This is a genomic window from Pseudogemmobacter sp. TB195 (assembly GCF_058313095.1).
Map to the genome: position 1 here is coordinate 227,215 of NZ_JBZEGG010000003.1, position 23,468 is coordinate 250,682.

32 protein-coding genes are annotated in these 23,468 nt (G+C 61.4%); 29 read left to right on the forward strand and 3 right to left on the reverse strand.

Features of this window, described 5'->3' with window-relative positions; genetic code table 11:
• Positions 1-113 precede the first annotated feature (113 nt).
• Entirely contained in the window at positions 114-1,370 is a 1,257-nt protein-coding gene (locus AC4FS3_RS05470; RefSeq protein WP_491019666.1) for a tyrosine-type recombinase/integrase, read from the forward strand.
• On the opposite strand, the gene AC4FS3_RS05475 is transcribed toward AC4FS3_RS05470, so the two are convergent.
• Positions 1,360-1,737 (reverse strand): hypothetical protein, encoded by a 378-nt coding sequence (locus AC4FS3_RS05475; protein WP_491019667.1) that lies wholly within the window; start codon positions 1,735-1,737, stop codon positions 1,360-1,362. The two genes, AC4FS3_RS05470 and AC4FS3_RS05475, sit on opposite strands and share 11 nt — an antisense overlap.
• Positions 1,738-1,838: 101 nt before the next feature.
• A complete protein-coding gene (locus AC4FS3_RS05480) occupies positions 1,839-2,303 on the reverse strand; it encodes a hypothetical protein (protein ID WP_491019668.1) in 465 nt (154 codons plus the stop codon).
• A gap of 361 nt (positions 2,304-2,664) precedes the next feature.
• Here AC4FS3_RS05480 and AC4FS3_RS05485 point away from each other — a divergent pair, with 361 nt between their 5' ends.
• The 15 genes from AC4FS3_RS05485 to AC4FS3_RS05555 all read left to right on the forward strand — a co-directional run bounded on the left by AC4FS3_RS05485 (position 2,665) and on the right by AC4FS3_RS05555 (position 11,873).
• Positions 2,665-2,862: a helix-turn-helix transcriptional regulator gene (locus AC4FS3_RS05485; RefSeq protein WP_491019669.1), complete on the forward strand. Its 198-nt coding sequence runs from the start codon at positions 2,665-2,667 to the stop codon at positions 2,860-2,862.
• Positions 2,859-3,125 carry a hypothetical protein gene (locus AC4FS3_RS05490; protein WP_491019670.1) on the forward strand — a complete coding sequence of 89 codons (267 nt, stop codon included), beginning with the start codon at positions 2,859-2,861 and terminating at the stop codon, positions 3,123-3,125. Before AC4FS3_RS05485 ends, AC4FS3_RS05490 begins: the two co-directional genes overlap by 4 nt.
• Complete coding sequence (locus tag AC4FS3_RS05495; protein ID WP_491019671.1) at positions 3,122-3,325, forward strand: hypothetical protein; 204 nt, start codon at positions 3,122-3,124, stop codon at positions 3,323-3,325. Before AC4FS3_RS05490 ends, AC4FS3_RS05495 begins: the two co-directional genes overlap by 4 nt.
• Positions 3,322-3,510 (forward strand): hypothetical protein, encoded by a 189-nt coding sequence (locus AC4FS3_RS05500; RefSeq protein WP_491019672.1) that lies wholly within the window; start codon positions 3,322-3,324, stop codon positions 3,508-3,510. The genes AC4FS3_RS05495 and AC4FS3_RS05500 overlap by 4 nt, the downstream gene beginning before the upstream one ends.
• A gap of 3 nt (positions 3,511-3,513) precedes the next feature.
• On the forward strand, positions 3,514-3,783 hold the full coding sequence (locus AC4FS3_RS05505) for a hypothetical protein (protein ID WP_491019673.1): 270 nt from the start codon (positions 3,514-3,516) through the stop codon (positions 3,781-3,783).
• A 126-nt stretch (positions 3,784-3,909) separates the two neighbouring features.
• On the forward strand, positions 3,910-4,194 hold the full coding sequence (locus tag AC4FS3_RS05510) for a hypothetical protein (protein ID WP_491019674.1): 285 nt from the start codon (positions 3,910-3,912) through the stop codon (positions 4,192-4,194).
• Between the two features lie 6 nt (positions 4,195-4,200).
• Positions 4,201-5,187 carry a ParB N-terminal domain-containing protein gene (locus tag AC4FS3_RS05515; protein ID WP_491019675.1) on the forward strand — a complete coding sequence of 329 codons (987 nt, stop codon included), beginning with the start codon at positions 4,201-4,203 and terminating at the stop codon, positions 5,185-5,187.
• Entirely contained in the window at positions 5,184-5,438 is a 255-nt protein-coding gene (locus AC4FS3_RS05520; RefSeq protein WP_491019676.1) for a hypothetical protein, read from the forward strand. The genes AC4FS3_RS05515 and AC4FS3_RS05520 overlap by 4 nt, the downstream gene beginning before the upstream one ends.
• Positions 5,435-7,009, forward strand: a complete 1,575-nt coding sequence (locus AC4FS3_RS05525) for a DEAD/DEAH box helicase (protein ID WP_491019677.1) — start codon at positions 5,435-5,437, stop codon at positions 7,007-7,009. Before AC4FS3_RS05520 ends, AC4FS3_RS05525 begins: the two co-directional genes overlap by 4 nt.
• The gene (locus tag AC4FS3_RS05530; protein ID WP_491019678.1) at positions 7,006-7,926 is read left to right on the forward strand and encodes a toprim domain-containing protein; all 921 of its coding nucleotides are present in this window, start codon (positions 7,006-7,008) and stop codon (positions 7,924-7,926) included. The genes AC4FS3_RS05525 and AC4FS3_RS05530 overlap by 4 nt, the downstream gene beginning before the upstream one ends.
• Complete coding sequence (locus tag AC4FS3_RS05535) at positions 7,923-9,002, forward strand: bifunctional DNA primase/polymerase (protein ID WP_491019679.1); 1,080 nt, start codon at positions 7,923-7,925, stop codon at positions 9,000-9,002. Before AC4FS3_RS05530 ends, AC4FS3_RS05535 begins: the two co-directional genes overlap by 4 nt.
• Entirely contained in the window at positions 8,999-9,226 is a 228-nt protein-coding gene (locus AC4FS3_RS05540) for a hypothetical protein (RefSeq protein WP_491019680.1), read from the forward strand. The genes AC4FS3_RS05535 and AC4FS3_RS05540 overlap by 4 nt, the downstream gene beginning before the upstream one ends.
• Complete coding sequence (locus tag AC4FS3_RS05545) at positions 9,223-10,164, forward strand: winged helix-turn-helix domain-containing protein (protein ID WP_491019681.1); 942 nt, start codon at positions 9,223-9,225, stop codon at positions 10,162-10,164. Before AC4FS3_RS05540 ends, AC4FS3_RS05545 begins: the two co-directional genes overlap by 4 nt.
• Before the next feature lie 67 nt (positions 10,165-10,231).
• Positions 10,232-10,957: a transcription termination/antitermination protein NusG gene (nusG, locus tag AC4FS3_RS05550; RefSeq protein ID WP_491019682.1), complete on the forward strand. Its 726-nt coding sequence runs from the start codon at positions 10,232-10,234 to the stop codon at positions 10,955-10,957.
• A gap of 4 nt (positions 10,958-10,961) precedes the next feature.
• Positions 10,962-11,873, forward strand: coding sequence for a hypothetical protein (locus AC4FS3_RS05555; protein WP_491019683.1), 912 nt, complete (start codon positions 10,962-10,964; stop codon positions 11,871-11,873).
• Positions 11,874-12,305: 432 nt separating this feature from the next.
• Here AC4FS3_RS05555 and AC4FS3_RS05560 read toward each other — a convergent pair whose 3' ends face one another.
• Positions 12,306-12,569: a hypothetical protein gene (locus AC4FS3_RS05560; protein WP_491019684.1), complete on the reverse strand. Its 264-nt coding sequence runs from the start codon at positions 12,567-12,569 to the stop codon at positions 12,306-12,308.
• Between the two features lie 767 nt (positions 12,570-13,336).
• Here AC4FS3_RS05560 and AC4FS3_RS05565 point away from each other — a divergent pair.
• From AC4FS3_RS05565 to AC4FS3_RS05625, 13 genes are all read left to right on the forward strand, one after another.
• Entirely contained in the window at positions 13,337-13,576 is a 240-nt protein-coding gene (locus tag AC4FS3_RS05565; RefSeq protein WP_491019685.1) for a hypothetical protein, read from the forward strand.
• Positions 13,576-13,950, forward strand: coding sequence for an HNH endonuclease (locus AC4FS3_RS05570; RefSeq protein ID WP_491019686.1), 375 nt, complete (start codon positions 13,576-13,578; stop codon positions 13,948-13,950). The genes AC4FS3_RS05565 and AC4FS3_RS05570 overlap by 1 nt, the downstream gene beginning before the upstream one ends.
• Before the next feature lie 129 nt (positions 13,951-14,079).
• A complete protein-coding gene (locus AC4FS3_RS05575; RefSeq protein ID WP_491019687.1) occupies positions 14,080-14,490 on the forward strand; it encodes a hypothetical protein in 411 nt (136 codons plus the stop codon).
• A complete protein-coding gene (locus AC4FS3_RS05580; RefSeq protein WP_491019688.1) occupies positions 14,453-16,240 on the forward strand; it encodes a terminase large subunit in 1,788 nt (595 codons plus the stop codon). The genes AC4FS3_RS05575 and AC4FS3_RS05580 overlap by 38 nt, the downstream gene beginning before the upstream one ends.
• Positions 16,237-17,409, forward strand: coding sequence for a phage portal protein (locus AC4FS3_RS05585; protein WP_491019689.1), 1,173 nt, complete (start codon positions 16,237-16,239; stop codon positions 17,407-17,409). The genes AC4FS3_RS05580 and AC4FS3_RS05585 overlap by 4 nt, the downstream gene beginning before the upstream one ends.
• Positions 17,410-17,420: 11 nt before the next feature.
• Positions 17,421-18,074, forward strand: coding sequence for an HK97 family phage prohead protease (locus AC4FS3_RS05590; RefSeq protein WP_491019690.1), 654 nt, complete (start codon positions 17,421-17,423; stop codon positions 18,072-18,074).
• 22 nt (positions 18,075-18,096) lie between these two features.
• Positions 18,097-19,218, forward strand: a complete 1,122-nt coding sequence (locus AC4FS3_RS05595; RefSeq protein WP_491019691.1) for a phage major capsid protein — start codon at positions 18,097-18,099, stop codon at positions 19,216-19,218.
• 154 nt (positions 19,219-19,372) lie between these two features.
• A complete protein-coding gene (locus AC4FS3_RS05600; RefSeq protein WP_491019692.1) occupies positions 19,373-19,573 on the forward strand; it encodes an excisionase family DNA-binding protein in 201 nt (66 codons plus the stop codon).
• Positions 19,566-20,198, forward strand: a complete 633-nt coding sequence (locus AC4FS3_RS05605) for a DUF3102 domain-containing protein (protein ID WP_491019693.1) — start codon at positions 19,566-19,568, stop codon at positions 20,196-20,198. Before AC4FS3_RS05600 ends, AC4FS3_RS05605 begins: the two co-directional genes overlap by 8 nt.
• A gap of 185 nt (positions 20,199-20,383) precedes the next feature.
• Positions 20,384-20,830, forward strand: coding sequence for a hypothetical protein (locus tag AC4FS3_RS05610; protein WP_491019694.1), 447 nt, complete (start codon positions 20,384-20,386; stop codon positions 20,828-20,830).
• 225 nt (positions 20,831-21,055) lie between these two features.
• The gene (locus tag AC4FS3_RS05615) at positions 21,056-21,271 is read left to right on the forward strand and encodes a hypothetical protein (RefSeq protein WP_491019695.1); all 216 of its coding nucleotides are present in this window, start codon (positions 21,056-21,058) and stop codon (positions 21,269-21,271) included.
• 165 nt (positions 21,272-21,436) lie between these two features.
• On the forward strand, positions 21,437-22,126 hold the full coding sequence (locus AC4FS3_RS05620; RefSeq protein ID WP_491019696.1) for an HK97 family phage prohead protease: 690 nt from the start codon (positions 21,437-21,439) through the stop codon (positions 22,124-22,126).
• Position 22,127: 1 nt separating this feature from the next.
• Complete coding sequence (locus AC4FS3_RS05625; protein ID WP_491019697.1) at positions 22,128-23,309, forward strand: phage major capsid protein; 1,182 nt, start codon at positions 22,128-22,130, stop codon at positions 23,307-23,309.
• Positions 23,310-23,468 lie beyond the last annotated feature (159 nt).

A 23,468-nucleotide genomic window follows, 5' to 3' on the forward strand; every position in this document is an offset into this window, starting at 1 on the left:
TGCAGAAAAGTCCCTGTTTTATTGACATTTATTCGTGCCGATCTATATCGGAGGATATCAGATGCAGTCACCAAAATCTGTTACCCCAAGTGTTACCCCAAGGACAATTTGATATGACCAAGCCCCTCACGACCAAGGCGGTTGAAGCCGCGAAGCCAGACCCCGCGAGGCGCTATGAGATGGCCGATCCGGCGTTCTCGGGTCTCTATCTGGTGGTGCAGCCGACCGGGGCGAAATCATGGGCGCTGCGATACAGGTTCGGCGGGAAGCCGGTGAAATACACGCTCGGCCGCTTTCCTCTCATGGGCCTTGCAGACGCCCGCACAGCGGCGACATCGGCCATCGACAAGATCGAGCGTGGCGCAAATCCCTCCGATGAGCGCAAGGCAGCCAAGGCCGCGAAAGTGGAGGTCAGCCGCGACAATTTTCGGGTGCTGTTCGGCCAGTTCGCAAAGCGCCACCTCTCGACCCTCAAGAGCGGCAGGACCGTCCAGCAGCAGTTCGATCTGCATATCCTGCCCCGATGGGGCGACCGGGATATCAAGACCATCACCAAGCGCGATGTAGTGGATCTGCTCGACGATCTGATTGACGCGGGGAAGGCGACCACGGCCAACCGGATCCGGGCCTATCTCAGCAAGTTCTTCGGCTGGTGCGCGGGCCGGGATGTGATTGAGGTCCCCCCGACCCTGAATGTCAAAGCGCCGGCCAAAGAGAAAAGCCGGGAGCGCGTCCTGACGGATGACGAAATCCGGTGGCTCTGGCAGGCATGTGAGGCCACGGCCTTCCCATGGGGGCCTCTTGGCAAGGTGCTGCTCCTGACCGGCCAGCGGCTCAATGAGGCGGCGCAGATGACCGATGCCGAAATCTCGGGGCAGGGCTGGCACATGGCATCAGCCCGCACAAAGAACGGGAGGGCGCATGACGTGCCATTGTCAGAAGCCGTGCGCGGCGTCCTCGATGGCATTGAGCGCGTGACCGATGAAAAGGGCAGGGTGCGGTACATCTTCACCACCACCGGCACCACGCCGATCTCAGGTTTCGGCAAGGGCACCCAGCATCTGCGCGATGCCATGGCAGCGGCGGCCGAGAAAGAGCGTGGCGAGCCGGTCGAAATCCCGCACTGGACGTTCCACGATCTGCGCCGCACCTGCGCGACCGGCATGGCCCGCCTCGGCATCCCCGTGCGCGTCACAGAGGCGGTGCTGAACCACGTCTCAGGCACGGGCGGCGGTATCGTCGCCGTTTACCAGCGGCACGACTATGCCGACGAAAAGCGCCAGGCGCTGGAGGCATGGGCGCGGTTTGTGGCCGAGCTGGTCGAGGGCAATGCCGGGAAATCCGGCAATGTGGTGCGGCTCAGGGGGTGATTTGCACAAGGGTGTTGACGATGTAATATGTAACAGGGATTAAAATTCGTTCCCCGTGAAAAATTATGACATCGCCCATTACTATCCCAAACAAGATCATTCCAGCGTACACCGCGCCTTGCATTGCGGGCCGCGTTTGTTCTTTAGCAGCGTCAGCAGCGCTCTTCAGTGTTAGGGATACCAGCCCGCCGATACAGACGGCCACAAACCAAGCGCCAAACGCGCACATAGCCGTCTGACCAAGAAGCGTCCAAAGTCCGGCGCCCTGATCCATTGACACATAAATGCCTGCCGCTGCCCCCACCACTCCGAACCCTGCGGCTATGCGGTAGGGCCATACCATGCTTGGCTCGTCAGAAATGCTCATTTTTTCATCCTTCTGAAGATCTTAACAGTTTGAAAAGAAAGAAATCGAGCTCTATTGATGACCGTTCTCCGATAGCTCTCTGCCTTCGGAGGGCAGTCGCACTAGAATGGTATTTCGGATTCTGGATCATAGAGCCTGTCACCCGGCTTTCTTGATGGATCATAAAGCATTCTATCAGTCCTACTATCTCCGTACCCTGTCCCGGCATATGTGATCGTGACTGCGTTGTTCACCTGAGGGTGGAGCCAAGCGTTTTCTTTCCCGTCCTTCTCAAATTCAAACGCTATCGATTCATCGTAAAATCGCAGAGATTTTACTAGTGGATGGCCGACCAAAACCGACTTGGCGGCCTCTGTAGGGTCGTTGGTGACCGCTAGCGCCGCATAGTAGCGCCCTATCAGGGTCTCTTGGGTGTCGCGCGCTTTAAGCGCTTGATCAAGAAGCCTTCTTGCAGCCTCAACCTCAGACGGCAGACCTCTATCCTTCTGAAATTCAAGGATGCGATCAACCAGTTCTTGGGGGAGGTCATAGACCCTTCTTTTAGACCCGGAGGGAGTGTCATCCATGGTGAACCTCGTAGTGTAATGCTGAGTGACACTCATATCAGACAAATTGTGCTTGACTAGTGGCAAGACAGTGGCAATTCTGTGTATACAAGCATGTGACAGTGGAGGTTAACACGAATGTCAGCTTACGCTACAGTGAGAGCGAAGCGCGAACGACCGGAGAGGGTCGTCACGCTGATGACCAAGGGGGCGCTCAAAGCGGTTGATGATTGGGGGGTGACCATGGGGATGCCCAACAGATCTGAGACGATCAGAGCGCTGTTGGATAAGGGTCTGATGGCAGCGGGGGCCGAGATTGGCGTCAACACCCCCGCCGCCGGGAACGACTACCAAGAGGCAATCAGTTCGGAGGCACCCTCGCATGCAGCCGAATAATATTCAACTGATCCCCTCGGCGCGCGTCCGCGTCATGTGTGGCGATATCTCGCTCTCGGCGCTGGAGCGCTGGACCCGCCGCCCGGAACTCGACTTCCCGAAAGCCCGCATGATCGGCCAGCGCCGGTTCTGGGTGGAGGCCGAAATCATCGCCTGGATGGCAAGCAGAGAGGTGGCGGCATGATCGCGGATCGACAAATCTTCGCCGCCCTCGTTCCCGATGAGCGGGCCAATGACTTCGCATACGCGGTTGCAGCTCTGATCCGCACCGCCCGGATTGCGCTGGAAAGCAGCGATACCGGCGGCACCAGCGAGGCCGTGAAACTCGGCAGCATTGCCCTGACGCTGGAGGTCGCAGAGGAAATGCAGGCTGTAGTGATCGACGGTACCGAGGAACATGAACGCAAGCGCGGCATGGGCTTCTGGAAGAAGGATGCTGCAGCATGAGCGCCCTCCACAAGCATATCCAGCGCCAGCAGGACCGTGCGACCGATCTCTCCGGTATTCTTCTCGCCCTAGATCTGCTCAAGAACGAAGGCCTCGGGGAGGACGATGCTCAGGTCAGCCTTCTGGTCATCGCGCGCGAGCTGATTCACGAGATCTGCAACAATCTGGACAGCATAAATCTGCCGGAGGTGAGCGCATGACCCAGATCCTCGACGCCCTCGATGAACTGACCCGCGCCCGCGATCTGGTCCAGCTTCTGGAAATGACCACCCGCTACAATCCCGACGACGATCGGAAGGCCCTGGCCTCGGGGTGTGAGGCCGCGCTGATCAGGCTCAATGCCGGGATCGACATGCTTCACGGCGTCAAAAAGGCGGAGGCCTGACCCATGACCTATTCAGACAAGGTCCGGGCCGAGGTCGCCGCACGCTATGGCGTTCCTGTCCGCTGCCAGGTCCAGATCATACCGCCGGGAGTGATCGTGACGCAACTCGACTGCGTGGCAACTAATTCCAAAGTGGAATTGGTTCGCAAAGGTCGCGGCAAGAGCCGGGGCAGGGCGCCCGCGCGGCAGCAATTGGCCGAAATGAGGGATGGCGGCGCAAGCTTCCGCCAGTTGGCCCATAGGGTCAGCCGCAATCTGAGACACGGCCTGTAAGGGCTTCCTGAACCTCTATGCCCCCGGCCTAGGTCGGAGGTCTTTACGGCGAGCCATGGCTCGCTCTGCCCCGCCACGAACATTGGTTCGCCATGGCGGGCGGTGAAGTCAAATCGAGGACCAATCATGTCAGCAATCGGGACGTTTCCCGCAATCAGCCATATCCGGGTTTATCCGAACCCGGCCGGCGGCTTTGATATCCATGTGCGCCATCGTGACGGCCTGAGCCTGCACGACACCAAGCCGACCATTGAGGAGGCCCTGAGCGTGGCTCACGGGCTTAATGGCACGGCGCAGAAAGAACCGATTTTCGTTTATCAGCGCGATCTGGAAACGATGCTCAAGGTTCACGGCTGGGAACAGCTCGCACTGAACCCGCCGCGCCACCCCGCCACGACTATCGGGGAGTGATTGGCTTTGATCAGAATTGACACGATCAGCACTTTCGACCGAATTCGCCAGGCGGATCGCAAGCATGTCGATGCTCTGGCCGAGAGCATCCGGGAAGTCGGCCTGCTGAACCCGGTGACGGTTGCGCCGAGGGATGGCGCCTTTGTCCTGATCGCCGGGATGCATCGCATGGAGGCTTGTCGGTCGCTCGGATGGGATGAGATCCCGGCGACGATCCTTGACCTCGACCACCAGCGCCAGATCATCGCCGAGTGCGACGAGAACCTTTGTGCGCCATCCCTGACCCCATCGGAGAAGGCCCGCTTCACCGCGCGCCGGAAAGAGGCCTATGAGGCGCTGCACCCGGAGACGGCTTATGATGCGCGTCCCGGGCGTGCTGGGAAATCTCGCCAAGTTGGCGACAATTCTGAGGCGGCTGAGCGCTTCACCGCCGACACCGCTGCCAGGACAGGCCAGTCCGAGCGCGTGATACAGCGAGACGCCGAGCGCGGCGAAAAGGTTTCCGGTGAGGCGCTCGACGCGGTGCGGGGCACCAAGTTGGACACCGGCCGATATCTCGACACGCTGAAATCGGTCCCCGCTGATGAGCAGGCCGCGAAGGTTCAGGCTGATCTGGCTGCGCCGCCGACTCCGAAGGATGAAACGGCTCCGGAAACTGACGAAGATCCGGCGACTGCAAAGGCCCGGCGCGATCTGGGGAAGCTGACGCCTGCGGCCCTGATTGATGACGTGATCGGCCTGCGCGCTGATCTGGCTGATAGTAAGGCAGAGGCGCGCAAGCTTAAGGCCGAGAACACCTCTCTGAAACAGAAGCTGCGCGACTTTGACGGTGACAGCGCCGAGGTGATCCGCCGCCTCCAGAAGACGGTCGATCACAAAAATAGTGAGATGTACCGGGTGAACGAGAACTTCGCAGCCGAGAAGCGTAAAAATCACGCCCTCAACAAGCGTGTACTCGAGCTGGAGCAAGCCGGGATCCCGCTGAACCCATGAGCGTCCTGACCCGCATCCGCGCCCATGGTGGCGAGGTGATCCGCGATCAGTGGCGGATCACGCTCCGGCCTGGCCGCATGGCGCCCGCAGCTATCGCATGGGTCCGTGACCATTGGCGCGACCTGTGCCGCGAGGTCTGGACCGAGTTTGACGATTGGGAAGAGCGCGCAGCGATCATGGAATTCTGTGGGGGCATGTCCCGGGCAGAAGCTGACGCCGCCGCATATGATGTTGTGATGAGGTCCACATGACACTCAGCTTTATTCCACCCAAGGATATCAACCTTTACGGCTATCAGGCTGACGCGGTCGAGGCTCTGCGCCAGAGCATCCGGTCTGGCCTGAAACGGATCATTCTCTGCGCCGGTACCGGGGCGGGTAAAACTGTGATCGCGTCTCACCTCCTGAACGAGGCTGACCGCAAAGGGTCATATGCCGTCTTCCTCGTGGATCGGGTCGCCCTTGTCAGGCAGACCAGCGACACGCTTCGCGAATACGGGATCAAGCACGGGATCGTCCAGGGCATCAGCGATGGCTGGTCGCCGCGCGAAAACGTCCAGGTTGCCTCGGTGCAGACTTTGGCGCGGCGTACTCTCCCGCGCTCCCCGAACCTGTTCATTTATGACGAGTGTCATTGCCAATATGCAAAGACGCTCGAGTACATGGCGCAGCACCCTGACGCCATCGGCATCGGCTTGACCGCCACGCCCTTCGCCTCCGGCATGGGGAACACCTGGCAAGGGATGGTGAATGTCATCTCGACCAACCGCCTCATCGAGAGCGGCTATCTGGTCCGCCCGACCATGTTTGTTGCCAAAAGCCCTGATGATGCGGAACTGACCATCAGCAAAGGGGAGTTCTCGGAGAAGAGCGCGGAAACTGCAGGCGTTCGGATCGTCGGCGATGTGGTCGCTGAGTGGGTTGAGAAGACCGGGGAGCATTTCGGCGGCCCGGTGAAAACCATCGTATTCTCCCCCACGGTGGACCACGGGCGCGAGATCTGCGCGGCCTTTGCAAGGGCGGGCTTCAACTTTCAACTGGTCAGTTACGAGGATAAATCCGACGCTGAGCGCGCCGAGAAGATCGCCGAGTTCAAGCGGCCTGACAGCATCATTCACGGGTTGGTTTCCTGCGCCGCGCTGACCAAGGGCTTTGATGTTCCCGATATCTTGTGCGGGATCAGCTGCCGACCGTACCGCAAGAGCCTCTCCAGCCATATGCAGGAAATCGGTCGCATCATGCGCTCGCATGAGGGCAAGACCAAAGCCCTCTGGCTGGATCACTCCGGCAATATCGAGCGGTTTGCCGTAGATATGTTCGATGTTTGGGAAAACGGCCCAGGCGAGCTTTCCAAGTCCGAGAAGCGCGACAGCACACCTCGCAAGCGCGACGAGACCACGCGCGAGAAAGCGGTTTGCCCGGAATGCTCCGGCGCACTGCGGGGCAATACATGCCTTTGCTGCGGATGGGAGCGCCCGGCGCGATCTGGCATTGTCGCGGTCGATGGCGTGATGCAAGAGTTCGACCCTGCTGCTCTCGGGCTGACGGCACGGGCTGGATTGCGTTCGCCCGCCCTCAGACATCCGCGCAAGGTTTGGGAGGCTGCGCTTCGCTACTGCGCTGACCACTCGCGAAAGCCGGAGGCTGATATCCGCCGTTGGGCTTATGGGGTCTTCCGGGGCGACAAAGGTATTTTCCCGGGCGAGAAACTGGGCTCCGGCTGGTACGACATGCCAATCCCGAGCGCCGCAGATAAGTCGGCCTATGAGCTGGTCGAGCGCGAGACCAGGCGCTTCCGCAATAAATCGCGGAGGGCGGCATGATCCACATGTCCCTTTCTGACGCCATGCTGGACGGCTGCCGCGCCGTCGGTATCGAGCCGCCGCGCAAGACGATCACCGGCCAGTGGGTAAAATGCCCGGTCACCGGCAAAGCGCGGTCAAACACCTCTGGCCGGGTGATGATCTTTGACGATGAGACTGGTGGTATAGCCTGGAATTGGGCGACTGGCGAGCAACACACCTTCCGGGTCGGCGGCGAGGGCTCTCGCAAGGTGGCAGCGCCGCGCCGCGATCCTGAGGCAGAGCGCCGCGAGCGTGAAGAGCGCGAGGCGGTGGCCCGGGTCTGCGCCGATATCGTCCGCACCGCAGAACAGGCCGCACACCCCTACCTTGAACGCAAAGGCTTCCCCGAGGAGCTGGGGCTGGTCCATGAGGCCCCTTGGCGGCACTTCCCGCATGGCCCCCTCGGTGAGGCCTTGACCCGCGCCATACCGCAAGGTGATGGCCCTTGGCTGATCGTGCCGGGCCGCATTGGCCAGCGCGTGACCACGGTGCAGTTCATCGCCCCGGATGGCAGCAAGAAGAACATCCTCAAGGGCGTGATGGGCGGCGCAAGCCACCGGATCGCCTCTGGCCGCGAGACATGGGTCTGTGAGGGCATCGCCACCGCGCTGAGCGTCAGGGCTGCACTTCGGATGCTTGGGCGCTCTGCGACCGTGCTTTCGGCCTTCTCGGCTCACAATGTCGCAAAGGTTGCTGCAGCAATCCCCGGCGCGATCATCGCAGCCGATCACGACAAGCCGGTCGAGAGCCTGCATGGCAAAGGCACCGGCGAATTCTACGCGGCCCAGAGCGGCTGTCGGTGGCTGATGCCGCCGAGCCTCGGTGATTTCAACGACTTCCACATGAGCGATGGCCTGCGGGCCGTGGCGCTGCATTTGCGGGGGATTGCGGCATGACGGCGGTCTATGCGGCCCATGCCGACGCTTATGCGGATGCTGGAATGCCGGTGTTCCCTGTGGACACGCGCCGAAAGCGCCCGGCTGTGCGCGGATGGCAGAATGCCGACCCCCGGCGTGCGAGGATCTGGCGCGGGGTTCCTAACCTCGCCGCTGCTGAGGGTGTGGGGCTTTTGATGGGCCGCCCCTCCGGGGTCACAGAGATTGACGTGGACGCCGTTGGTGGTGGCTGGATCACGGTTGCGCGGGAGCGCTTCGGCGACACATCGATCATCATCCGAACCGCCAGCGGCAAGGCGAAGCTCTGGTATCGCCACAATGGAGAGGGGCGGCATATTCGGCCCTTCAATGGGCTGCCTATTGACGTGCTGGGCGGCGGTTTCACCATCGCCCCGCCCTCGTGGCGCGACGATCTGGGGGAGGCCTATACCTTCATGAAGGGCGGGCTTTCGGACATAGCAAATCTACCTGGGATTCACCCTGATGCATTGTCGGGCACCGTGTTTCGCACGCCCGAAACTGTCCAACAGGGCGAGCGGAACCGCAGCCTCTTCTATCACTGCATGTCTCAGTCCTCGCACTGCGATGATGTCGAGGCGCTGCTGGATGTAGCCCACACCTGGGCCGGCGCGCTCCCTGACCGGCTTGGCAGCGAAGAGATCGAGAGAACAGCCCGCTCAGCGTGGAAATACGAGAAAGAGGACCGGAACTATCTGGGCCGCAGAAAACCCCAAATAAGCGAGAAGGACAGGCGTATGGACGACCTGCTGCACGAATGCCCAGAGGCTTACGGCTTCTTCGATTACCTGCATCGCTGGCACCATAATCGTCAGCACTTCGCTATCGCCCCCCGCGCAATGAGCGAGGCCGGAAGCCCCGCATGGCCGCGCCGGAAAATTGAACGCGCCCGCGATGTGTTGCTCGAAAAGGGCTATCTCGTGGAGGTTGTCGCCCCACGCAGGGGTATCAGCGCGGGCAGGTATCGCTTCGCAAATGAAATGCCCATTTCTGCCCATAATCACTGTACATCTATTCCCCCCGCCTTGGGTCTTACTTCTGCCGGGGGCCGAGCATGACGATTGCCGGTTTCACTGTCGTCCGCGCCGACAGCGGCAAGTGGCAGGTCATCGATCCCCACGGTGGGATCAAAGCCGAATGCGACACGAACGCCGCAGCATGGCGCGCGCTGGACCGCCTGAGCTTTGAGCCGGTCAATCGAAGCGAAGATGTTCATGACTGGTCTGCGCGCCAGAATGCCAGCGCCCCGCGCAATCGCCCGGACGCGGGAGGCGCCGCATGAACGCCCACGCATCCACACTGGACACCGACAAGCTGCGGAAGCTCAAAGCGCTGATGGATGGCGGCAAGACGCCGGGGGAGCGGCGCGCAGCAGAGACCAAGGCTGCGATCCTCGCCTCGCGCGCCGGCCTCACGCTGAAACACGCTCTGTCCAAGCTGGACAGGCCGACGCCGCAACCGGTGCAGGACAATCCTTTCGCAGGGTTCGCCGACTGGATGGAGGCCAAGGAGCCGGGCTGGAAAGCGCGGGACGCAGCGGAGCGGGCGGAGAAGGAGGCAAAGCATCTCGCCCGCTGCCGGGAGATCCTTGCCGAGTATGGCGGCAAGGAAGCGGTGTTCGCGCCCAGCGAGACAGAGGCCGCGATCCGGGACGCGCTGCTGCCCTTCAATACCGGAGAAGGCTTCTGGGAATACCGGGGGTTCAACTACTCGGAAGGTCCGACCGCAGAAATGTGGCGGGCGATCCGTGCGGCTGTCGCGGTCCCGGCGACCGTGCCGGAAGCGGTGGCTGCTTATCGCGCCTTCATCGCCCGGCAGGAGCCGCGTTTCGTCTTAGAGCCCGCCTATAACCCATGGGAATGGGAAAGCGCCTGGGAAAGTGCGCTGGAGTATCTGCTCGACAATCTGCGCACCCAGACGGCTGAGGGGATCAGCGCGCGCGTCGAATGGATGCAGATCCTCGCCGACAAGGACTGCTCCCGCGATCACCTCCGGGACCGGCAGACGCTGGCTGCGCTGAGGGACGACTTCACCGCCTTCTCGGCCAGTGTCCGCACCGGACAGCCAAAGCCCCAGACCGAGACGCAGCGCCGCGCCGCCGTCCTCGATCTGCTGCGCACTCACCCCGAACTGACCGACCGCGAGATCGCCCGCCGCGCCGGGGTCAGCCCGACCACCGTGGGCAAGCAACGCCGCAAGATGGAGAGATCCCATGCCTGACTTTTTCGACCTCGTGATGGGCGGGTGCCTCATCCTCATGACGATCAAGCTGGTGGAGGTTCTGTAAATGTGGACGAAACACGAGCACCACGGCGGCGAATACACCGGCCCGGCAGCGGCCCTGATCCGGCCCACATACCGCAATCCTGCCGATCCGGAGGGCAAGCGCCCCCGCGCGCCTTTGAGGGCTGAAAGCCTCACCTGGCCCCACACCGGCGGCCCGGATGACATTCTCGGTTTTTCGGTCTGGCATTCGAATTTCAGCGCCCGCAACCGCTTCAAACTCCCGCCGGAAGGCTGGTTTGTCCTGCGCTGCATGACCGGCAAAGAGTTCGACGCAGATGCAGAGCTGCGTGGCCTCGCCATCAAGACCTGGGCGCCAACTTACCGCACCCTCAGCAAGCCCCGGAAGAAGCGCAAGCCGGTCGAAACCGCCCGCCCGCTGCTGCCGGGATACATCCTCGCATGGGTTCAGCCTGAGCAATGGCCCGAGATCTGCACCTCGCGGCAGGTAATCGCGTGGGTGGCGGATGATCATGGCCCGTTGCCGATCCGCATGGTGCGCCAGCTGGATGCGATCATGGAGCGGGTCGCGCTGGGCGAGTTCGACAACACAGGTCTTGGGCCGAACATCAAGATCGGAACCTTGCTTGAGGTGTTGTTCGGGGCTTTTGCCGGTCAGCAGATCAAGTTCATGGGCGTCAAGGGCAGCAAGATCGTCGGTGAGGTCGATATGCTCGGCGGCCCTCGCAGCGTCCTCCTCAATCCCCTTCACCTGAACACTAAAGGATAGCGCCATGGTCCAGCAAAAGGGCTTCCGCAACAGTGTCACGCTGGACGATGGGTCTGGCCTCTACATCTCCCGCCCGGACCTACAGGAGGGGATCGCAACCGAAGTTGCACCGGGCGAATTGCCCGTCGATTTCGTTAACGAGTACCACGCGGCTTTTGAGGTCCGGTGTTGCTTCTGCGCGAAAAAGACCCCGCATTACCACGGCTGGACCGCGCGCCTCGCAGATGGCCGGATCGCCTATTGCGGCATAAACTGCGCCAACCGGATCGATGCCCCGCTGGTGAAAGACCTGGCGGGAAAGCTCAAGGTCCGCATGCGGGTTGTCGCCCTGCGCAGGTCGGTCCATCAGGATATAGCTCAGGCACTGGGCGTCCTGCTGGTCCTGACCGAGGATCTGATCGAACTGGAGCGCGCGGTCTCTGCGCTGGCGACCGAGCTGAATATCCGCCTCGCTCACACCTCGGTGCTGCGCACTCCCGGCGTCAAGGGTATCGGCATCCTGACGAAGCCCAGATCCCTACACCTGAGACAGGCCAGATCCAAGCTGCTGCAGTGGCGCGATGCCCAGACTGAGGAATGGACCGAGGAGGAGATGCAGGCCGCCATTCGTGAGGCCGCAAAGATCCGGCACACCATCAAGGAGGGGTTTGCATTTCTGGAGGCAGCGGAGACCCTGTTCTCGCCTGCGGGCATCCAGTCACTGGCGCAGGCCTGTCGCAACCACCTCGACGCGCCTTGTCGGCCGGTGCGGGTGAAGGAGCCGAGCGGCTTTGAAACCGTGCAGATCATCTTCGGCGATATCCACACCCCGCCGAAATCCTTCCGGATCGGCAGCTTCAGGATAGTGCCCGATGTGCAGCAGGTCCTGGAGATATTCGACGGCAGGACGCAAGATGTTGACGGGACAAGCGCTTAGGCTTAGATTCAGCGGCAGAGCGGCGACCTGTGCGAGGCTATAAGCCGGACGCGCAGCCCTCTGCCGCAGGGCCTACCCGATAGGTCCACCCTGCGAGCCCCCTGGCGAAGCTATGAGCAGACAAGAAACGCCCCCGGATTGCCGAGGGCGTTTTGCTTATCCGAGCGCCTTCAGTACGCCAATAACCGATGTGATCAGCATTGCGATGGCGTGGGCTTGTTCGAGGGTCATTTGATATCCTTTATGGTTACCTCTTACCCTTACTGGCGATGAATGGTTGTTGCGGTGCACAGGGCGCCGGATTTTCTTCCTTGCTGATGTGCTCAGTGGCAGAGCTGCGGGTTTCAATCCCGCGCTCGTCGGCTCGACCCAAGGTATCCGCTCAAGACATTAAGCGCGGCCAAGTGGCACTCCGCGCTCGTTTGGCTCGCCTTACTTCGCATCTGATCGAAGATATGCTCGCATCGCATCATCGACAGCTTTGTCAAAGTCGAGCATATCGTGATCGTCTTTTGCATAAGGGTAGTTCGGCTCAGCATTGAGTATCGTGTTGCGGATGAACTCGCTGGTGAAGCCAGAGGCGATTAATTTTCCGAGGCGATCAGCGATATTCGCTTCAATTTTGCGATGGTAGATCTCCTGTTCATCAAAGCGCCTTTCCAGTGCATTGAGGCGTTCGTTCAAAATTTCGTTCAAAATGTCACCTCTATCAATGGTGGCCCGCCGCGTGGATCATTTGATCCGGATGGTCCCCTTAACGCGGATACGAATTCGCTTCGCCATAAGATCACCCCCTTTCTCCCAGCGTCTGGCTGAGACGGAATCTGTTAGTCGGTCCCTCCATTGCCAGACCACTGCGAGTTGCGGCGAGCCAGTTTAAGCCTGCGCCAGCCCATCCGATTCCCGCAAGCGCAATCACAGCGAGAGTGGCGCACTGTAGCGTCCACAAGAGGATCGCCCCCGGGATTGCCGAGGGCGTTTCTTTTTTAGGGAAGTGAAACCGGTGGTGGGGTAATGATTTTCCCATTCTCTCGGTGATACAGTCCCCGAGCCCTTGATACTGGCTCGCTGTTGCCGAGGACAAACCTTTCCTGAACAGGTTCCCTTGCCTCATCGAGCAGCACCTGATGGTAAACACGAGTTAGAGCGCCATTCTCATCACGGCAGGCGAGCTTGTGCGCCGTCGTCCATTTCTGGCCCATTGCGACCTCCTCTGTTTGCTGTGCGGTAATCGAAAAGTGATGGAACGATTCGCGCAACCTTGGCGCGTGACGAGGCGACCGGCCCAGCAAAACTCCGCCACCCCGCGCATTACCCCGCCTTTCACGGCCCCACTTCACCCGGCCACACCCCGCAGCCGTAATCACCCACATGCGCGGATCACCGCATCAACTCGCCGGGGCCCGCCTAGCGGCGCGAATGGGCGGGAATGTGGGGAGCGGGGAACAGCAGGAGGTAGATCAATGGCTGACACAGGCAAACTCTCCCTCACTACCAGGGAAGTTATGAAGGGCATGACCCTAACCGTCCGCATGCCGCGCAGCTTCACCTTGCGCACCCGCATCGCCTGCTGGCTGATCGGCCTGGCCGGTCGCGTGATGGATGTTCCGTGTGAGGTGGGGATGCGGGACGCCCCTGGACGGCGTGATGCTGGCTCGCCTCCCATGATCAATACTGACGCGCCCGTTCCACCGAAGAAGTGATGCAACCCACCTCCGGCCGCCACAACCTGCCGCGCAGCGCATCACGTCACCGACCCGAGCACCGTGCGCTCTACAACACCAAAGCATGGACGACCTTGCGGAAGCAGATACTCCTGCGTGACGACTACACCTGTCAGTGGCCGGGATGTGGCTGCCTTCTGATCGGCAAGCACCTCGCCCCCAATGCGCCAGTGGTTCACCACAAGAGGGATCATAAGGGGGACTGGCAACTGTTCACCGATCCCGCGAACCTCATGGCGGTCTGCAAAGCGTGCCATGACAGGGCAGCACAGGAGGCCAGCCATCGCGGCTTCATCGCTGGTCATGATGAGGACGGCAGGCCGATTGATCCGGGGCATCCTTGGGCGAGGTGAGCCTTTGCCCCCCCCCATGATTTTTAAAGCACCCCCTTGGCGCTGGAGACCCGCGTCTCCCCTTCGTTTGCATTCTGAGCGGTCCGAAAAGGGGGGTAGGGGTCAAAAGCCAACATAGGAGGCGGCTCTATGGCTCCGAAAAGGCCTGTTGCGCCCAGATACGATGCCATCTTCCGGGGCGATGAGGCGCGGGCCGAGCAGGCAAAACTGTTCTGGCGCGAGGTGGTTGCGGCCCTTGCAGAGGCGAACGCGGTCAACCTGGCCAATGTCAACCGCGCAGATCGCTATGTCAGGGCGCGGGTGGAATATGAGGCGCTCTATCCGGGCGCGGCCGAGGCTGGCCCAGTGAAGCAGGGCCCGAACGGCGGGGACGTGTTCAGTTTTGAGTGGGCGGCGGTCGAAAAGCTTAATGACCGGATGCTGAAGCTGGAGAAGGCAATGTTCGGGGAGGCGCAACCACGGCCAGCCACTGAGAAGCCGCCGAAGGGGAGCGCGCCAGCAGATGAGTTCCTCGGATCCAACAACGGCATACGCCAGTAAGGTCGTATCTGGCGAGATAACCGCCGGAAAGTTTGTTCGGGCTTCATGCCAGCGCCATCTGAATGATCTGGCCAATGGGGCGAAGCGCGGGCTGCGATTTGATCCCGGCGAGGCAGACCGGGCCTTCCGTTTCTTCCCGGCCATGTTCACCGTGACCGCAGGAGCGAAGGCCGGCCAGCCTTTCCACCTGCTGGACTGGATGACCTTTGTCGTCGGCAGCCTGTTTGGCTGGCGCAATGCAGACGGCACGCGCCGGTTCCGGCACGCATGGCTGGAGACCGGGAAAGGACAGGCCAAAAGCCCGCTGATGGGGGCAATCGGGCTGTATATGATCGGCTTCAACGGCGTTCCGAGAGCGGAAGCCTATGCGATCGCCAACGACCGCGATCAGGCGAAGGTTCTTTTCTCGGATGCGGTTGCACTGTGCCGGGCTGAGATCCCCGGCAAGGATGGGGCCACTCTCGAAAGCCTGGGGCGCGTCATCATTCGCGGAACCGGTGACAACGCGTGGAAGATTGAGGTGCCGGCGGTAGGTGCAAAATTCCTGCCCGTGGCATCGCAGGACAGTATCTCAGGCCCGAAGCCCATCGCGGTTTTCGCGGACGAGGTCCATGAAATGCGGACGGACAAGGCCATCCAGCTTTGGAAAGCCGCTGTCGATAAAATGCCCGGCGACCCGCTCATGATCCTTGGCACCAATACGCCCGCTGCCGATCAGGCTGTCGGGACCGATTACAGCGAGTTTTACCAGCGCGTCGCGGTCGGCATGATCGAGGATGATAGCGCGTTTAGCTATATTGCTCGGGTCGATGAGGATGATGACCCGTTCTCGGACGAAAGCTGCTGGATCAAGGCGCTGCCGGCTCTTGGGGTGACCTATCCCGCCGAAAACGTGCGGCGCCGTGTCGAAACTGCCAAGCATATGCCGTCAGAACGGCTCGCAACGGAGCGACTGTATTTTGGTCGGCCTGTCGGGTCGTCTGGGTTCTGGCTGGCAGATGAAAGCGCCTGGCGGGCTGTGCAGTCGAAAGACGTGATTATATCCGAGCTTTTGCGCGATCTTCCCTGCGTTCTGGCTCTCGATCTGTCCAAGAAGAACGATTTGACCGCGCTTTCCGCAGTATGGCGCGACGATGATGACAGGCTGACGGCAAAGCTCTGGTATTGGACCACGGAAGGCGGTCTGGCCCGGCGCGAGGCTGAGGATCGGACACCTTACAAGGCGTATATTGAGGCTGGCCATCTGACGGCGGTCCGGGGCGAGGTGATCGATTACACCTATGTCGCCGAGCAGGTGAGGCTGATTTGCGCGAAGCAAACGGTCGAAGCGCTGGTGGTGGACCCTGCATATGTGTCCGACTTCATCGCGGCCTGCGAGCAGATCGGCCTCGCGGTGTGGCGCTTTATGGGACCGGACCTGCCGGAAGGTTCCGGCCTGAAGATCGTCACGCATGCCCAAGGGACGCGCATCGCGTTCGAAGGGCGGCAGCTTTGTATGCCGCATTCGATTTCGCGCCTTACGGACAAGATCCTCAAGCGCGAGATCCTGATCGAAGAAAACAAAATGACGCATGTCTGTGCGGCAAACACTGTCCTCATTTCGGATGGCCAAGGCAATCAGGCTTTCGACAAGCAGCGTCAGCGGGGCCGCATCGACGGCATGGTCGCACTCGCCATGGGGGTTGGGGCGACAAAGGCGGAGCGCAAAGGCAAGCGCAGCTACATGGAAGGCGGGGTATTGTTCACATGAAGCTGTGGCCGTTTTCGCGCAAAAGCGCTGATCCCGCTGGCGAGGGAAACCGCTTCTATCAGGAGCGCCTTATCGAGCGTTTCGTGAGTGAGCGCGAGAAGCAACTGAAGGTGACATCGGCCCTGGCCGCCGGTCTGCGGATTGCTGAAGGAGTTTCTTCGCTGCCGATCACGGTCGGCATGCTGACTCATGACCGTCTCGGGCGCGCCATCAAGACGCCGATCCGAGAGGGCGAGCTTTGGGAGCGGCTCTGCGGGCGCGACGGACCGAATGAATGGATGACGCCGGTCGAGTTCGTCGAGACCCTGACCATGTGGGCGGTTTTTCGTGGTGTTGGTCGGGCTTACATTCATCGCGGCTACAAAGGCCGCATTCGCGCGCTGATCCCGATGCAGGATGGGGCTGTCTTTGTGCGAAAGGATGAGCCGAGCGGGCGGGTGATCTATGACGCCACCGTGCCGGGGCTCGGATACCTGCGGAACCTGACTCGCCGCGACTTCATTGAGGTGACCTGCCCGCGCTGGAACGACATCGAGGGCCTGAACATCACCACCGAAATCGGCAAGGTACTGAAACTGGCCCTTTCGCTGGAAGATCGGCAGCTGGATGATGGCACGCGCAAGGCGGTGCCAGGCTACATCACGACCGAGCAACAATTGAGCCCGACCTCGGCGCAGATGGTCAAAGACGCGCTGATCGATAAGTTGCCGGGAACGCCCATCTTCGACAGCGGTACGCAATATCGCAGCATCATCGCCACCCAGGCGGAAATGCAGCTCATGGAAACCCGGCGCTTCCTGATCGAGGAAGTCGCCCGCGCCTATGGCATCCATCCGATCTTCCTCGCGCATGACGCGGCAGGTCAGTCTTTGACACGGATTTCGGACGCGATGGATTATCACGTCACTGTCACGCTCGGCCCTTGGGTCAAGCGGTGGGAGCAGGCGATCCGCTTCTCGCTTTTGGAGCCGGGTCAGTATGTCGATTTTGACGAGACCCAGTACTACCGCATGGATCTGGCTGCTCGGGCCGATTACGCGGCCAAAGCCCTGGGCAACAATGCGGCCTGGGAAACCCCGAATGGCATTCTCGAATGGATGGGCAAGAACCCCATCGAGGGCGGCGATGTGCTGCCGGTCGCGAAGCAATCCGGCCTGACGACGAAATAGGGGCAAAAGCCATGGATATGGAATGGAAGCTTGCGCGGCTCGATGTCGAGGCCGTGACCGAAGAAGGCACGTTCACCGGTTACGCTTCGCGCTTCAATGTTGTTGATGCAGGCGGTGATCTCGTGCGGCCGGGCGCCTATGCGAAATCGCTTGCCGGCGGTAAGTCGATCAAGATGCTCTGGCAACACGATCCGGGCCAGCCCATCGGGGTCTGGCCTTCGGTCAGCGAGGACGAAAAGGGCCTGCGCGTCTCGGGCAAGCTGGCCCTCGGCACGGTGAAGGGCCGCGAAGTCTATGAGCTGATGAAGATGGGCGCCATTGAGGGCCTCTCTATCGGATACCGCACGAAGGACGCGGAGCGGGTCGGCAGCGAGCGGCACCTCAAGGAGATCGACCTTTGGGAAATCTCCGTGGTCACATTCCCGATGGAGGCTGGCTCTGGCGTTGATGCCGTGAAAGGCGTCGAGGCTGCAATGCTGGCGACGAAGGCTGGCGATTTCGCGCCCCTCAAGAAATCCGTGGAAGAGGCCCTGCGTGACGCGGGCTTCCCGGTCTGGCTGCGCAAGGCGATTGCTGCGCGCGCGCCTGATGCTCTGGGCGATGGACAGCGTGACGCGTCCGCTTCGGAGACCGCGAAGGCAATCAGAGACGCCTTCAAAATCTGACCGTCCATCACAGGAGACAAGCATGGATCTCGAAATCAAACAGGCCCTTGAGGCCGCGACCGGCACGTTGGCCGAGGTCAAGACCGCGCAGACCGCTCTTTCGGAGCAACTGCGCGTTCTCGACGAGAAGAAGGCTTCCGGCGAGGATGTGACCGATATCAAGGGTCGCATTGAGGGCAGCCGGAAGGATCTCGCCGAACTGGGCGACAAGGTTGCCGATCTTACGCTGAAGCTGTCGCATCAGGGCGATCAGCTTGAGGGCAAATCGCTGGGCCGCATCATCGCCGAGCACGACGAGTTCAAGACCCTGAAGGATGACCGTAAGGCACGCTTTGAGGTCAAGGATGTCACCACCGGCAGCTTCGGCACGATCACGCTGCCCGGCGGCGTGCGGCGCGGCTCGCGCGGCCTGATCCAGCCGGTCAACCAGGCACTGTTCCTGCGCGACATCATCCCGACTGCCGCCACCTCGGCCGCCGTGATTGAATACCTGCAGGAAACCGGCTTCACCAACAATGCCGGAGTGGTTGCCGAGGGGGCGCAGAAGCCGCAATCGGAGCTGACCTTCGAGCCGAAGGCCGCGCCGATGGTGAAGATGGCGCATTTCTTCCGTGTGACCGAAGAAACGCTGGACGATGTCGACGGCATGGAGGCCTACATCAACCAGCGTGGCCTCTACGGTCTCCAGCTGAAGGAAGAAGGCGAGCTGCTGAACGGCCCCGGCACCACGGGGCGGATCGATGGCCTGATCGCCAATTCGACCACCTATGACAGCACCATCGTGCCCAATGTCGTCCCGGCGAATGCCATGGATGATATCCGGGTCGCCATCGCGCAGGTGGCGGAAGCAGATCTGCTGGCATCGGCGGTGATCATGAACCACCTCGACGCGGCGGCTCTGGATCTCGCGAAGGATGCTGACGGGCGCTATCTGCACCCGGCGTTCATGGGCAACACCGCCTGGGGCCTGCCGGTCGTGCGCACCAAGGGCCTGCCACAGGGCAAGTTCATCGTGGGCGGCTTCGTCGGCAACACCCTGATCTGGCAGCGCAAGGGTGTCGAGGTGCGCCGGTCTACCGAGGATCGCGACAACTTCGTCAAGAACCTCGTGACGACACGCCACGAAGTGAAAATGGCGGCATAAATCAAAATAAAATCAAATAGATAGGCCCCCGTGTGGGGCCTTTTTCTGTCCGGCAGTCCGTCTCCGCATGGTCACAGCAAAATCAACCACTTACCGCCCGCCGCCGCGTCTTGCGGGCAACTCCGTGCAACAACGACGCGACAAGGAATGCAACATGGCGCAACACGCTCCACCGCTTCTCTATGGTGCCGAAAGCATCGCTGAATACCTCGGCATCACCACGCGGCAGCTTTACCACCTGCACGAAACCAAGGGGCTGCCGACCTTCAAGATGGGCAGGCGCATCTGTGCCCGCCGCGCCGATCTGGACGCATGGCTTGAGGCTCAGGCCAAGGGAGGGCAGGTCAATGGCTGATAGCAACAGGCTGCCAGTTCTGGCCGGGCTTGTCTCGGATCTCCACCGCGAGATTGAGGGGCATCAACTGGACGCGGCCCGGAAGGCTCTGGATGCGGGCAAGGTGCTTTGCGAGGCAAAGGAATTGGCCGGGCATGGCAACTGGTCCGAATGGCTGGCAGGCACCGGCATAGGTGAGCGCACGGCGCAGCGGTATATGCGGATGCACCGCTATGCCATCAATTCCGACACGGTGGCGGATTTGGGAGGGATTGGCGCAACGCTGGATTGGCTAAAGTCCGCGAAGCTGCCCCCCGCTGGATCCGTGCTGATTGTGAGCGATGGGATTTGGCGGGGTGATCGCGATCAGCCTATGGCCTTCATCTGGAACGTGAAGGGGGGCTATCACTTGGCCTTTCTTGACATGCGCCCGGAATGGCCCTGCACGAACGAGACAAACAAGCCTGTCTCCGATGATTTCGCGGTCTGGTGCACTCTCTGGCATTTGTTCGGCTGGCAGGGTCTGGGCGGCCTGCGGTTTCGAATGACGGATGGCCTATTCGATCCCCTCCGCGCCTCGAATATTCGCGACCTACTAGGCGCGGACTTCGCCGGCAGCGAGGGCAACACTGCTGGGAGGCAATGATGCGTGAGAGGGAGTTTGTGTCGTGCCTCTGCGCGTTGGGGTGTGAGGTTTCAGAGGTCATCGCTAGCGTAGCGTTTAGAGATGGGCCTGATGCTGATGTGCGCATCGAGATGCAGTTGCGCGCTGTCCAAAAGCGCATGGACGACGCTCGAAACTTATTCGACGCGATGAGGGGCCTTCAGTGAATGGGAAGAGACAGGCGGAACGAAAAGCTCTCGCGCTTCGTGCCGATGTTATTTCGCACGATGGAGTGCCCGGCGTGGCTGGCGCTGACCGTCTATGCCAAGGCGCTCTATCCCGAGCTTAAACGGCGGGCCGGGGCACACGGGCAAAAGAACGGGCTTTTCAGCATGTCGGTGCGAGAGGCGGCGGAATACTTGGGCACGGGCAAGAACAGGGCGCAGGCGGTCTTTCACGAGCTGCAAGCCAAGGGCTTTTTGGTGCCTCGGCAGATCGGGGCGCTAGGATCGAGCGGTGAGGGTCGGGCAACCGTCTGGCGACTGACCGAGATTGGTACGCCCGATAACAGGACCGCCACGCAAGAGTTTATGCTCTGGTCTGAGGGCAGTGATTACCCGGTCAAGAAGGGTAAGATGCCCGGCCCAAAAATCAAAAGCCTGTCCCTCAGATAGGGACACCCTGTCCCTCTGAGGGGGACGTTTGATCATCCAGCACCGCCGAAAACCGGCCACCCTGTCCCTCTGAGGGGGACGAACAGGCCCTTTTTGACCCTGAGCCTGTCCCTCTGAGGGGGACACTCTAAGAATCTCCATCCCCTACGAGTTTCGACCGACTGCCAGACGGTGGCTGTGCCGCCTGCGTTGTCGCCAACATTATTCACAGCAGAGGATGTCAACATGACCATCACCACCAAGACCACCTCGATCACTGCGCAGGCCTCTGATCAGATCATACAAGACGCTGTTGGGCAGATGCTCGCCAGTGGGGCTGATGTTGAAATGATCCTTGGCCGGATGTTCGCCCATTGCGCGGAAAAGCTTGTTCTGTGGCACGGCGCGTCCGGCGCGGCCAATGTCTTCCGCATGCTCGCGGATGAGGTCGAGGCGCAATAAGTCTTCCCTCGCGTCCGGATTCCGTGCTATATTTCAGGCGGTTCGATTGCGTCTCGGCTTGCCGACATACCAACGCACCGCCTTCGACAGCACCGGCAACCATACCGGGCGCGAGGTTCAACGCAGGGCTTCCCTGTCGTTTTTCCATGTCTTGGCGAGAGAACCATGACCCCCAGTGAAAAGTTCAATAACGCGCTTTCGATTGCGCCCGCTCTGCCCTTGGCGGTCAAAGCTACGGCGGCGGGCATTATCGAGGGCTATGCCAGCACCTTCGACGGCCAACCGGATCGGCACGGTGACATTGTTCGCTCTGGCGCCTTCTCGCGGACGCTCAAGGACCACCGCACGCAGGGCACCTTGCCCGCCATGCTCTGGTCGCACCGGCTTGAGCAGCCAATCGGTCGCTGGCTCGATATGGCTGAGGACGAAAAGGGGCTGCACGTTCGCGGGCAGATCAACCTCAAGACCGCTGCCGGGCGAGAGGCATTTGAGCATATCGTCGCGGGCGATGCTGGTGGTCTGTCCATTGGCTACATCACGCCAGACGGTGCGCGCTCATATCTCGGCAAGGGGGCATGGGAAATCACCGACCTCGACCTTGCCGAAATCAGCATCGTGACGGCACCGGCCAATCCGGCGGCGCAGATCTTCGCTGTGAAGCATATCGCCAGCAAGGCCGCCGCGGTCGATTTCCTCCGCGATGCCGGGCTGTCGAAGGCGGCCGCCATCAAGTTCGCGGCCGGCGGCTTCTCCGCCCTCAATGGGCCGGAACAACCCCCACCCCTCGATCACGACATGACCAACCAGATTGCGCGCGCGCTCGACGCGGCGTCCCTCAAGATCAGGAGCATCTGAGATGCAGACCACCAAGACCACCATCGCCATCGCCGCCGCTCTGGCCGCTGGCCGCCACCTCGCCCGGAAGGACGCTGATCCGATGCAGGCTATCCTGTCAAAGATCGGGGATCTGGCCCAGGCCACGACCCATCGCATCGACAAGACTGAAAAGAGCATCGTCGACCTGGGGGATGCCGTGTCCGACATGATGACCCGTTTCCGCACCGGGGGCGGCGGAGCCATTCTCCAGAAGAGCTGGGGCGAACAGGTGATCGAGGCCAAGGCGCTGCCTGACTTCATCTCAGACAGCACCAGCCGTCCGGCCAAGGTCGGGATTGACCTGTCGGTGAAGGCAATCACCACTGGCACGACTTCGGGCGGCGCACTGGGCCAGGCTTTCCACGACCCGAGTGCGGCAATGATGCCGCGCCGCAAGCTGACGATCCGCGACCTCCTGCCGGTCATTTCCGTTTCGACGGGTCAGGTCGAATATGCGGCCCAGACCGAACAGGCCACCGGCGCGGATACCGTGGCCGAGGGGGCGCTGAAGCCGGAAAGCAATCTGGCCTTCGAGCTTCGCCAGCTCAACACCAAGGTCATCGCCCATTGGACGCAGGCCTCGCGGCAGGTGCTCGAGGATCTTCCCCAGCTGCGCGACATCATCGACAATGAGCTGATTGCCGGGCTGCGCGAGAAGGAAGAGCAGCAGCTGGTGAATGGCAACAACGTCGGCGCGAACCTGCATGGCATCGTGCCCCAAGCCACAGCCTTCGTGTCACCGATCTCCATCGCGCTCGACAACCAGATCGACACCATCGGGGCGGCCCTTCTGCAGAATGCGCTGGCTGAGTTCCCGGCAGATGCGATCCTGCTGCACCCGTCTGACTGGATGACCATGCGGCTGATCAAGGATGCCGAGGGGCGCTATATCCTTGGAGCACCCGGGGCCGCCATCACGCCCATGCTCTTTGGCCTGCCAGTGGTCGAAACTAAGGCGGTTGATGCCGGCAGCTTCCTTGTCGGTGCCTTCCGTGCCGGGGCAACGCTGTATGACCGCTGGTCGCCGCGCGTGCTGGTATCGAGCGAGGACCGGGACAACTTTGTCCGCAACATGATCACCGTGCTGGCTGAGGAACGGGTGGCGCTTGCGGTGCGCCATGCTGCGGCCTTCACCAAAGGCAGCTTCGACAGCGAATCCTGATCGACGCGAGCCGGCCCCCCCTTCATTTTTAAGAGGGGGGGCCTGACCACCAGACCCGCGCCCCCGGTTCGTTTGCACTCTCGTTGGGGCGAAAGGGGGGGTACGGGTCGGCTGGCCAATCAGGGGGGCATCGGTGTGCCCAGCACGAGGCCTGGAGGA